This window comes from Pseudomonas sp. MB-090624 (genome assembly GCF_003205245.1).
Lineage (GTDB): Bacteria > Pseudomonadota > Gammaproteobacteria > Pseudomonadales > Pseudomonadaceae > Aquipseudomonas > Aquipseudomonas juntendi.
Genome location: NZ_QJRK01000003.1, coordinates 120,171 through 131,901 on the forward strand (window position 1 = coordinate 120,171; position 11,731 = coordinate 131,901).

The 11,731-nt window shown below is 63.0% G+C and carries 11 protein-coding genes; all 11 read right to left on the bottom strand.

Going from position 1 to position 11,731, the window contains the following annotated elements:
* Positions 1-107: 107 nt before the first annotated feature.
* Complete coding sequence (locus tag DMX12_RS02790; protein WP_110676129.1) at positions 108-1,568, bottom strand: efflux transporter outer membrane subunit; 1,461 nt, start codon at positions 1,566-1,568, stop codon at positions 108-110.
* 11 nt (positions 1,569-1,579) lie between these two features.
* A complete protein-coding gene (locus DMX12_RS02795) occupies positions 1,580-3,712 on the bottom strand; it encodes a glycosyltransferase family 2 protein (protein WP_110676131.1) in 2,133 nt (710 codons plus the stop codon).
* Between the two features lies 1 nt (position 3,713).
* Positions 3,714-4,955: a hypothetical protein gene (locus DMX12_RS02800; protein WP_110676133.1), complete on the bottom strand. Its 1,242-nt coding sequence runs from the start codon at positions 4,953-4,955 to the stop codon at positions 3,714-3,716.
* Positions 4,952-6,145 carry an HlyD family secretion protein gene (locus tag DMX12_RS02805; protein ID WP_225785725.1) on the bottom strand — a complete coding sequence of 398 codons (1,194 nt, stop codon included), beginning with the start codon at positions 6,143-6,145 and terminating at the stop codon, positions 4,952-4,954. The genes DMX12_RS02800 and DMX12_RS02805 overlap by 4 nt, the downstream gene beginning before the upstream one ends.
* Positions 6,146-6,474: 329 nt before the next feature.
* Positions 6,475-7,080 carry an START domain-containing protein gene (locus DMX12_RS02810; RefSeq protein ID WP_009684717.1) on the bottom strand — a complete coding sequence of 202 codons (606 nt, stop codon included), beginning with the start codon at positions 7,078-7,080 and terminating at the stop codon, positions 6,475-6,477.
* 33 nt (positions 7,081-7,113) lie between these two features.
* Complete coding sequence (locus DMX12_RS02815; RefSeq protein WP_009684718.1) at positions 7,114-7,368, bottom strand: YkgJ family cysteine cluster protein; 255 nt, start codon at positions 7,366-7,368, stop codon at positions 7,114-7,116.
* A gap of 132 nt (positions 7,369-7,500) precedes the next feature.
* A complete protein-coding gene (locus DMX12_RS02820; RefSeq protein ID WP_110676135.1) occupies positions 7,501-7,956 on the bottom strand; it encodes a hypothetical protein in 456 nt (151 codons plus the stop codon).
* Between the two features lie 64 nt (positions 7,957-8,020).
* A complete protein-coding gene (locus DMX12_RS02825; protein ID WP_009684720.1) occupies positions 8,021-9,463 on the bottom strand; it encodes a PLP-dependent aminotransferase family protein in 1,443 nt (480 codons plus the stop codon).
* Positions 9,464-9,659: 196 nt separating this feature from the next.
* On the bottom strand, positions 9,660-10,472 hold the full coding sequence (locus DMX12_RS02830) for an OmpA family protein (RefSeq protein ID WP_110676137.1): 813 nt from the start codon (positions 10,470-10,472) through the stop codon (positions 9,660-9,662).
* Positions 10,469-10,822, bottom strand: coding sequence for a DUF4398 domain-containing protein (locus tag DMX12_RS02835; protein ID WP_029886528.1), 354 nt, complete (start codon positions 10,820-10,822; stop codon positions 10,469-10,471). Before DMX12_RS02835 ends, DMX12_RS02830 begins: the two co-directional genes overlap by 4 nt.
* Positions 10,823-10,831: 9 nt before the next feature.
* Positions 10,832-11,653, bottom strand: a complete 822-nt coding sequence (locus DMX12_RS02840; RefSeq protein ID WP_110676139.1) for an ABC transporter substrate-binding protein — start codon at positions 11,651-11,653, stop codon at positions 10,832-10,834.
* Positions 11,654-11,731: the final 78 nt, after the last annotated feature.

The window sequence follows — 11,731 nt, forward strand, 5'->3', positions numbered from 1 at the left end:
CTTAAGCCCCCCGGCCAGCCCTTGGGCCGCGCGCACGCCTGGTGTCGCGCGACCCAAGGGCTGGCTCATGCCCTCCCCCGGCGATACGCATCAGCCACCCAGGCCAACTAGCGTGCGACTTGCGCAGCACTGCCCACGATTGCCGTCGGCCCCGGTGACCAGCCACCCCCGAGCGCCTTGAACAGGTTCACCTGGTTGATCTCGCGCGCCAGCTCCAGCTCCAGCCAACGCTGCTGCGCACCGAACAGCGAGCGCTGGGCGTCCATGGTCGAGAAGTAGCTGTCCAGACCTGCCTCGAAACGCAGCCGCGACTGCCGGTAGGCTTGCTCATAGTCCTCGACCAGCTGCCGCTGGGCCGCAACCTGCGGCAGCATCTCCTGCCGCGCATTCAACGCATTGGCCGCTTCACGGAAGGCGTTGAGCACGGTCTGCTCGTAAGCAGCCACACGCTGGTCGTATTGGGCCCAAGTGGCATCCACCCCTGCCCTGCGCTGGCCGGCATCGAGCAATGTCAGCGAACCGAGCGCCGCCAGGTTCCAGAACTGAGCCGGGCTTGTCAGCAGCCGCGAAAAGTCCCCACTCAGGCTACCCAGCGCGCCTGTCAACGAAAAGCTGGGGAAATAGGCGGCCCGCGCACTGCCGATTTCTGCATTGGCAGCGCGCAGCTGAGCCTGCGCCGCCCGGATATCGGGCCGCCGCTCAAGCAGGCTTGAAGGCACCCCGGCGGGTACATCGGCTGTCGCCATCTGCGCCCCAAGCTGGCCCTCCGGCAACAGCCCGGCCGGTACCGTTTGCCCTAACAGCACCCGCAACGCATTGAGGTTCTGCGCCACTTGCATCCGGTAGGTACTGACTTGCACGGCAGCAGTGTTGGTGATGGCATCGGCTTGGTGGACATCGATGCGTGCGGTCGAACCCAGGTTGAAACTGGAACGCAGCAATTGCCCGTAATGCTGCTGGGATTCGAATGTGCGCTCTGCCAGCCCAAGCAAGCTCTGATTGGCCTTGAGCGTCAGCCAGGTCCCGGCTACTTCGCCGATCAAGGCCATGCGTGCAGCCTGGTAGTCGGCCAGCGTGGCATGAAAGCGCGCCTCGGCCGCATGGGCCTGGCTTCGCGCCCGGCCGAAGAAGTCCAGCTCATAGGCCGTGAACCCCACGGTGGCCTGGAAGGTGTTGGCCACACTGCCGGCACTGGAGCCGCCCCCGGGGGTTTGCTCCAGCGCCGGCAACTTTGCGCGCCCGGCATAGGTGTCGACGCCCAGGCTGGGGTACAGCGCTGCCGCGGCGCCCTGATAGCCTGCCCTGGCCTGCGCCACGCTGGCTGCGGCTTGCTGCAAGTCACGGTTGTCGACAAGGGCCAACTCGATCAACCGGCGCAAGCGGCTGTCACTGACGAACGCTCGCCAATCCGGGTCGAAAGCGTTTCGCGGATCACAGCAGCCCGCCTCGACGCTATCCGGCCAGCCGGTGTCCATGGGGGACGCCGGTGTCTCGTAGGCAGGCTCGAGCGAACAGCCGGCCAAAGACAGTTGAGCGGCCAACATCACACACTGCAGGGGTCTAGTCATGGGCCCTTCCCTCACCAAACGCTGTTCATCAAGGCACGCAGTTGAGCCAGCACGCCGAGAAGGCCGCTGGAAGCCTGCAGGGCGGCCGGCTGGGCGCTGCGGCGCTTCACAGCCACCCGCGCGCTGGCGATGGGCGCCTGCCGCGGCCGGCGCACCAGCCGCAGGCGCCAGTCGCCTTCGCCCAGCAGCGCCCGGCGCAGCAAGGTGAAGAACGCAGTGGCGGGTTGCGCCGTGCTGGCCACATTGGGATTGGCCTGGCTGAACAGCCTGGTGATCAGCGCGCGCCGCTGCGCCTCATGCACCGCCACGAAGCGCAGCCCCAGCCGTTGGCTGCCATCCCGGCGTACCACCTCTGCCCCCAGCCAGCCCACCTTGTCCACCCATACCTGGCCACGCCTGCCGCACGGCACCTCGCCGGCCATGGCGCCCTCGAACGCCGCCCCGCTGATCGAGATATCGACCAGTTGCCCACCCAGCGTACCGGTGCCCAGGCGCAGCTGGGTGGGGCGAGCAAACGGAAAGCGCTCCTCGCCGTGCAGCCGCGGCCGATCAACGCAGGCCACCAGTGTCGCCAGGTTGTACAGCAGCACCAGCACCGTCCAGCTCAGGTTGAACACCATATTGCCGTCCAGTCGGCTGGCAGTGCTGATCGCCGTGATTGCGCCGACCTGCGCCAACACACTCAAGGCCAGGAAAAACCCGAACAGCTTCCAGTGCACTTGGGTCTGGGAGCGGTCCAGGCCTTTGGCCGTCACCTTGAAAGGCCGCCCGAACGGGCGAATCGCAGCACTTATCAGGGTCGCGGTCACCGCCAATGCGCAAACGATCTGCGTCACCTCGGTGAAGATCGGCAGTGAGCGCCGCCCGGTCACCCAGGTGCTGTAACCCCAATAGGCGATCAGCGCCGGCATGCCGAAGGCCAGAAACGCTGCCGGCGTTGCATAGAAACCGGCAATGCCGAAATACCAATACAGCACCGGCGACACCAGCATCATCAGGATGAAAGGCTTGGAGCACCAATGCAGCAGGCCGTGCAGGTAATGCAGGCGATCGTTCAGGCCATAGCCACGACCGAACAGCGGCCCCTGGCGCAGCAAGGCCACCTGGATCGTCCCCAGGCACCAGCGGCCGCGCTGGTTGATGTACTCGGTCAGGCCCTCGGCAGACAGCCCGATGGACAAACGCTCGTTCAGCCAGCGGGTGATGTAGCCCATCTGCATCAGGCGGTAGGACGTGTAGATGTCCTCACAGACCGACCCCGTGGGAAAACCACCCATGCGCTCGACCAGATCACGCCGCACCACGAACGATGTGCCCACGCAGAACGCTGCATTCCAGGCATCCTTGGCAGGCTGGAACACATCGAAAAATACCCGTTGCTCATCCACCCAGCTGTTTGCCGACCCCAGGTTATGCTGGATAGGGTCCGGGTTGTAGTAGAACTGCGGGGTCTGCACCAACCCGACCTCAGGGTCCTGGAACAGCCCCAAGGTCCGCAGCAGAATCGGCCGCTGCGGGGCGAAGTCTGCATCCAGCACCAGTATGTACGGCGCGTTGGTACTGGCTGCCGACTGGCGCAGGCCGTTGTTCAGGTTGCCCGCCTTGGCGTGCAGGTTGTCATCGCGCCGCGTGTAACGCACCCCCATGCTCGCGCAGTAGTCGCGCAGCCAGTCCCGCCGCGTGTCATCCAGCACCCAGAGGGTGAAGTTGGGATAGTCCATGGCCTGCGCGGCAATGATGGTCTTCTCCAGAACCTCGAGCCCTTCGTTGTAGGTGCAGATGAACACATCGACCGCCGGCGCCTCGGCCCCCATCGCGCGCAAGCGCTGCTCGCAAGCGTCCGCGGCGTGGCGGTGATCGCTGCGCCGGCACATCACCACGATCGAAAACAAGGTATAGGCAATGCCCAACAACTCGAAGAACAGGAAGCCATAAGCCCATACCGTGGCGAACCCCGCGCGGCTGTCAGGCAAGGTGTCGGCGAAGCGCCAGGCCACGTACCTGACCAGCAGTGCCGCGGTCAGCGCGCCAAACAGCAGGCGCGCCAGCCATTGCTCGCGGTGGGCCATGCAACTCAGCAGGACCACGATGGCCAGCGTCCACAGGTTGATTTGCAGCAGTTGTGTCGAGTCCAGTGCTTGCATGTCAGTGGGCCTTGTAATCGCCAGTGAAAGGGTTGACGCCGGTGGCAGCGATCGCCGCCCACGCCGTGGCGCCCAAATGGGGCAGGTGGAAGTACAGGAAATCGTCATGGGTCGAGTCCGGCCCCACGCTCAGCCCCGTACTGACCTGTGCCTCCGGGGTGGCGTACAGCCAGCCATTGCCAGCCTGTTGCGCCAGCAACAACGGCCACAATGGCTGCGCCAGGGGCGCCAGGCCGCGAAGGCTGGCAACGGCCGCCACCTGCGCCGTGCCTTCGGTCCAGATACCGTCAGGGTCCTGCTTGAAGCCATAGCCCTGAGCGAAACCATGGGCCCGCTCCACGAACGTCAGTGCCTGCAGCCACTGCTGCGGTGCGTCGGCAATGGCAATCAGCGGCCAGATCTGCGCATCCAGGCCCGACTGCTGCGTCTGCGGTGTTCGGCCATCGGGCAAGGTACCGATCAGGAACCGGCCTTGGCCGGCATCCCAGTGGGCCTCGACGAAGCCGCGGGCGATGCGCGCCTGCCGGCCAGCTTCGCTATCGTTGTCCAGCCGCGCCAACGAGGCCCAGGCTGCCGCCAGATCGACGTTATGCTCAGTGGACTTCCAGGTCTGCACCTGCGGGGCAGCGGCGAACCCGTAAATGCCTCCGTTGAAGCCTGCCGGTGGCCCCTTGTCGAAGGTGGTGCGCCGGGCCCAGTCGAGCACCTTTCTGCTCGCCTGCAAATAACGCGCTTCACCGCTGTGCCGATAAGCTTCCAGCAATGCCAGCGCTGCCCACGCCTGATTACCGGTCGCACTGCCCACCTGGTACGCATCCTGGCTCCATGCAGCACGCTCATCGCTCCAGTAGCCCGGCAGCCGCACAGGTGCGGCCTGCAGCGGGCCAGCGGCGTAGGCATTGCGCACCCGGCCATCGCGGTACTCAGGGTCGTGATCGATGGCATACGCCAAAGCGTCGGCAATTTGTCGGGCAGCTGGCGCATTGCCGCAGGCAAACAAGGCGATGCTGGCCAACGCGTTGTCGTAGGTGAATGCCACGCCTTGCAGCACGCCAGGCACGGCAGGCTGCCCCGGTTGCTGCGGATAGCTGGCCAGCAGCAACGGCCCTTGGCCTTGAGCCGCCACCGCCTGCCCGATGCCTGCGCAGGTCATGTGCTGCAGGCGGGCCCGAGGCTCCAGGGCCATGGCCTGGTTGCCCAGCACCAACCCGAGCACCCCCGCAAAAAGCACCCAGCCGTTCATCGCGATACCGTCGCGGTCACCCAGTTGCCAGGGTTGCAGGTCAACAGGCGCTCATCGGCCGGCAAGTTGTTGTCGAACGTACCTACCACATAGACCGAGTTCTGCTCGGCATAAGGAAACGGCACACTGTAATTGCTGCTTTGTACATCGGTCGGGCTTGACAGCAACTGCACGACTTTGGCTTTCAGCGGTTGCGCGACACCGCGGATAGATACTTGCAGTTCGCTATCCCGATCGATCCGGCTGGCCATTCGCTCCGGAAATACCGCAATAACATAACTTTGACTGCAATTGGTAGCGCGCAATAGCGTTGCACCCGCCCGTACTTGCGTGCCTTGCGGGGCGATCAACTCTTGCACGGTGCCGGATGCATACGCCACCACATTATAAGCCGCCATCATCTGCACCCGATTTTGCTCACTTTCTATCAACTGGTCGAGATGGGAAAGTTCCTCTTCGAGGGTTACTCGGTTGCGCTCCAGATTATCCAGGCTAAGTTTCAGCGTGGTCATCTGCGACTTGAGGTCGAACATGCGCAATTGCTCGGGGTCCAGGTACACCTGGTCCTTGGCCGCGTTAAGATCACCATCGTTGATGTGTACCCGCGAGCGAATGGTCTCGGCATCGGCCTGCAACGAGGCAAGTTGCGCCCGGGAACTGGCTACGACGGCCTCGCTCACCGCGCCCTGGCGAAACAGCTCAAGGTTACGTGCCAGTGTTTCCCGGGCATCGGCCAGGCGTGCGCCAGCCGCCCCGCTCTCAGCCTTCAGGGCCTTCTGCGCGTAGCGCTTGCGCACCTCATAGGCATCCTGGTACTGCTGGCTGGTGATCTCCAGTGCGTTGTAGTACTTGCGGTCGTGTTCGGCCTGGCTGGCCATGGCCGCCAATTGCTGCTGCAAGGTGAGCCGGCGTGTCTGCAAGCCCAGCAGCGTTTCCTGTTCCGCCCGGGGGTTCTCGATGGTTGCGATATCCTGGCCCGTGGTGAACGTGGTGCCTGGCTGAATGTTCAAGGTACGCACCACGCCATCGATGGGCGTGGTCAGCAGAATGACCGGTGCATTGAGAATGGCCCGGGTTGCCGATGACGACAATAACGGCATGAACAATGTCGAAAACAGCAACCAGCCCATGAAAGCCAATACACCGTACCCGGCGATCCGGGGCAATAACGAAAGTCGATTAGCATGCACGATGATATCTCCCACACACGCGGCGGATGAAAATCAATAGGCAAGTGCTCGCCCTTGCACAGACCGAGGACAAAACGGCCCGCAAGCGCAGAGGTACAAGTGGGTAAGGCGTAGGTCTTGAAGTTATAAAGCAGAAGAAAAACGCAGCACGTTTTTTATAGTTGGCGTGAGCACGAGAGGGGGCAGGAAATGGCTCACTGAGTTTGAATCTAAGCCCAAAAATTTATGCTGTCAAACTTCCAGCAACGCTCAAATAATGGCGTTCTTTTATTGACACCGGTGCCACCTGTAGCACCATCACCTGAAGGCGCTACAGGCAGTGCGAGGCCTCAGTTCTTCTCAGCCCGTTCACGCAGCTGTTTGAGGGTATTGAACGGCGAATCCACCACGAACTTGTTGGCGACCATCGCCGGCACGCTGCCACCCGGCTCGGTATGCACCTGATAGGTCACTTCGGTGGTGTCGCCCTTGGGCACCAGCTTCCAGAACCCTTCGACTTTAGCCACCCGCACGAAGCCCTTCTCTTCCGGCAGGTAGGTCGGCTCTTCTTTCAGGTTGCGGGTGACGCTGCCATCAGCCTCCTTGACAGTGGTGATATGCAGCACCGAATCGCGCGGCGTCACCGGCCATGGTGTATTGAACTGGGTGTAGGTCCAGCTCTGGTTACCTTCATGCTTGAGCAGCTTCTGCGATTTGCATTCGTGGATCCATGCACATGCCCCGGCCGCGTCTTCCTGCAGTGCCTCGACCTTGGCCAGCGGCGCCTTGATCACGGTCACCCCGCGATAGGCCTTGTACTTGGAGCCAGCGACTTCGCTGAGGGACACCTTGATGCCCTCCTCGTCCTTGGCCACTTGCCAGTTTTCGGCCCAGGCCGCCGGCGAAAGCAGAACACCCACGCCACACAGCAGTGCAATACGCTTTAACGATCTCATCATGTTTATCCTTGTTGTCGAAGATCCAGCCTTTCACGCCGCCGTCATCTGCTCCCACCAGCCAAGAATCCTGATCGCTTCGTCACGGTCACTGCCACACACCTCGACATCTGCCTTGAACCCGCCACACACTGCTGGCCGCTCAGGCTTGCCGAACAGGTCGCAGAGGTTGGCCGCCGTCAGGTGCAGGCAGCGCTCGCCAGCTGGCTTGCCATTGGGCATGCGCGGCATGGCAGAGGTGATGGACGGGGCAATGCAGCAGGCACCGCAGCCCTCACGGCAGTTCATGGCGATTCACCAAACTCAGGACTCCCTGAAACAAGTAACGGGACGAACGCCCCTAGATAGTACCCGCCCAAACAGGTGTTTGAAATTGCTGGCACGATGAAAAATGACATGACCCGGCAGTCAGTTTGCCCCTTACTGCCGGTACTCGAAATCGATGGCCGCACCTTCCACTTCACGGCGGCTGTCATTGCGCAGTTGCAGCTGCATTTCATTGTTGATCAAGCGGCCATTGAGCTGGAACGGGCTGTCGTCCGCTTCCGGCTTGTCCCGGAACATAGGGGGCAGCAGCGGTTTGCGGCGCTGGATCGGCGAAGGCGAACCTACGTCCGGCTCAAGGTTGTCGACCAGGTCGGTGGGCAGGCTCAGGTCCAGCTTTGCCTTGGGCAAGGGCTTGGCAACTGCCTTGCTTGGCGGTTGCGCTTTCTTGACAGGGGCTTTGCGGGTCACCGGCTTCTGCGCAGGCTTGGCGGCGTTTTTTTTCTGTGCCTGCTGGGCCTGCGCCGGCTGCGCAGCGAAGGCCAGGCCCGCGGCGGCGCAGCATGGGGCCGCAAGGCACAGAATCAGAACAAAACGACGTAATGCATTCATGGCAAATGGACAGACCCGCTGTAAAGGCTCGTATGCTCCCTGTTCCGCGGGCTGCTGGCAACCCTCACAAAAGTGTGAGCGCAGGCTCGCGGCACAGCTGCTGTGCCAGCAAGCCCAAGGTCATGACCGCCCGCTCTGCCTCCTTGTTCCACGGAATACCGCAGTTGAGGCGGATGCAGTGGTTGAACTGTTCCGTGTTACTGAATATCAACCCCGGAGCAATACTGATGCCCTGCTCCAACGCACGCACATGCAGCTCTTGCGTATTCACCCGCCCAGGCAGGCTCACCCAGAGGATGAACCCCCCGGTAGGCCGGGTCATCTGGGTACCTTCGGGGAAGTGCTGCTGCACCGCCAGCTGGTAGGCACTGAGGTTCTTGCGGTACTCCTGGCGGATATAGCGCAGCTGCCGGTCGTAGCCGCCATTCTCCAGGTACGCTGCCACGCCCATCTGGGTCACGCTGCAGGCTGAATGGGTGGTGAAAGTTTGCAGGCGCTGTATCTCGTCCTGGTAACGCCCGGCGATCATCCAGCCAACCCTCACCCCGGGAGACAAGGTTTTGGAGAAGCTCGAACAGTAGATCACCCGGTCCAGGCGATCGAAGGCTTTCAGTGCCTTGCTCTTGCCCTGCTCGAACATCAATTCGCCATAGATGTCGTCCTCGATGATCTGGATATCGAAGTCCGACGCCAGGCGCAGCAGCTGCTTTTGCCGCTCTTCCGGCACCGTACCGCCCAGCGGATTGCTCAGCCGCGCAGTCAACACCAAGGCCTTGATCGACCACTGGTTTGCCGCCAGTTGCAAGGCTTCGAGGCTGATCCCCGTGGACGGGTCGCTGGGGATCTCGATCACTTTCAAACCCAGCAGGTCCGCAAGTTGCAGCAAACCGTAATAGGTCGGCGACTCGGCGGCGATCAGGTCCCCGGGGCGGGTCAGCACCCGTAACGACATCTGCAGGGCATCGACACAGCCGTGGGTCACGATCACCTCACGCGGGTCGACGATCACACCGGCATCGCGCATGCGAATGGCAATTTGCCGGCGCAGCGGCTCGAACCCTGGGCTGAACATATAGCTGAAGGCGCGCGGGCTGTGGAAGCGTGTCACTTTGGCGATTTGCTGGTGCAGTGCGCGCACAGGCAGATAATCCACATGCGGCACGGCAGCGCCGAACGGGAACACACCGTCGCGGCGGGCCTCGGTCAATACCTGCTGGATGATGCTGGCACGTGTGACCAGGCCTGGGCGCTCGACCCTGGCGATATCCGGGGTCGGGGCGGTCAGGGCCGGGGTCTGGTGCACATAGTAGCCGGACTGCGGCCGCGCACGGATCAGGCCCTGGTCTTCGAGGTTGGCGTAGGCCTGCAGTACCGTGGCATGGCTGACGTTGAGCTGCGCGCTCATCTTGCGTACGGAGGGTACCCGCTCGCCTGGCTGGTAGACGCCGCGACGAATGTCATCGGCCAGTTGCTGGGCGATACGCTGGTACAGCAGCAGGTTGGTCATGGCGGGATCTCGACGCGCGGACGGGCTCGTTGTTCTTGTGCGACTCACTGACAGTAGAGGATACCGTAACAGTCAAGAAGTGTACCGGGACAGATGGTGGGGCCGCCACTGCATCTTCAGCGCCTGTGAGATCCAGCGCCGCGCGGGCGGCGCGCGATCTGATCGGCGCCGACCGCACCGAGCCGAACACACTCGTTCAACGCGCCGGCGCGAGCCTGCCCTTGTCGTCGGAAAACACAATCTCGACCCGGCGGTTCTGCGCCCTGCCCCGCTCCGAGGCATTGGCCTCGATCGGGTACTGGTCGCCGTAGCCTTCAACCTGCAGGCGCTTTTCGTCGACACCAAGGTCCACCAACATGTCGGCAACGGACTGAGCCCGGTCGTGCGACAGCTTGAGGTTTTCTTCAGGCGTGCCCGTGCTGTCGGTATAGCCCTCGATGCGTACCACGCGGTGTGGGTTGAGCTGCAGGAACTGCACCAGCTTGAGCACGGTTCGGCTGGCGGTGTTTTTCAGGTTGGCACTGCCGGTGTCGAACAGCACGTCACCCAAGGTCATCACCAGGCCGCGGTCGGCTTGCTCCGAGGCCAGCGCGGCAATTTGCGCCTCGACCCATTTGCCTTGCTGCTGAACGCTGGCCAGCTTGGCCTCGCGCAAAGCCAGCTGCAAACGCTGGCGCTCCAGGTCCAGCTTGACCTGGCGCTCCTGGTTCAGCGCCAGCTTGGCATGCTCACCGGCAATTTCGCTGTAGCGCTGGCTGAGGTAAGCGTAATGGCGCACATCGGAGCCGGTGCCGATGTAGCTGGACAAGCGCTCGGCGCGCGCCAGCGACTCGCCTGCGCGAATCACGTCACGCGGCGCGCTGCGCAACACGTCGGAATCGTCCTTGACCTTCTGGAAGGCGGCGCTGGCTTGCTCAAGCGCCGCGCTGCTACGCTGGCTGGCGCAACCCTGCAGGCCTGCCGCCAGGGCCAGCACTGCCAGTACGGCGAAGGGTGCGTGACGGTTCATGGCTGCACCTCCAGCTGCTTGCGCAGGCGCTGCACCCGCGACTGCAACAACTGCAACTGCTCTTCACTTTTCTGGTTCAGCACCTGGGCCTCGGCAAAACGCGCGTCCAGTTCCGCCTGCTCGGCGCGCATGCGCGCATCGCGGTAGTCTTCGGTCAGCATGTTGGTCCTGGCCCGCGCCAGCTTGTCTTCGGCCAGTTTCAGCGATTCGACCTGGTCGGTTGCACCGACGGCCCTGGCCTGCTCCAGCGCCTGTTCGGAAATACGCATCTGCTCGTTAGGGGCCGGGTCATTGGCGCAGCCCGCCAGGCCGAGCACGGCCAGGGCAAGGATCAGTGGTTGGGTTCTCACGCAATCTTCCTAGTGTTTGGGGGCGTCCGCCGGCACCTGCAACTGCGCTTTCCAGCGCTCGACATTGCGTTGCAGTACCGTTTCGGATGCACCGGAGATCGGCAATTCTGTCAGTTTTTTCGCCAATTGCCCACGCAACCAACTGTCATTGCACGCGGAATTGTGCGACAGCGCCAAGTACAAGCCTGGGCGGTCGACCGGCAAACCCCGCGCAATCAGGTCATTGCTCATGCCCAGGCTCTGGGCCATGGCCATACCGGCATAACGGCCAGCCAGCACGTAATCCACCTGGCCGAGCACCAGTTTCTGGAACGCTTGAGTAAGATTCTGCGCAGGCACCAGCTTCAGTTGCGCCTTGGCGAACGCAGTAAAGGCCGGCGTCAGGCGCGCCCGCTCGGACAGACTACCCTGGTAGCGGGCCAGGTCGGCCGGGCCATCGAAGGTCAGTTGCGCATCGTGCCGCGTCCACACCAGGTACTCGTTCAACTGCAACGGGGGGTGGATATAGTCCAGCGCAGTCAGTTGCTCCACCTGCATCGGCGTGTCGATCAGCAGGTCCATGCGGCCGCTGCGAACCTCTTGCAGTGCCTGTTCGCGACGCCCGGCACTGAGCACCTCCACCTTCACCCCCAGCTCGCCAGCCACCTGACGCAGCAGGTCGACGTTGGCACCGATCAGGTGCTGCGGGTCTTTCGGGTCCTGCCACGAATAGGGCGGCGCATCAGGGCTGCCGGTTGCTACCAGGCGTTCGCACTTGCCTGCCGCCATGGCCGGTGGCGCAACCAAGACCGCCATGCATGCCAGCACCCTGCCTGCTTTACGCAGCACCATTGCTCACTCCTTGTATCGCGATTGGCCCGTAACCGGCCATAAAAAAACCCGGCCCCTGTAACGGGGCCGGGTTCTTTA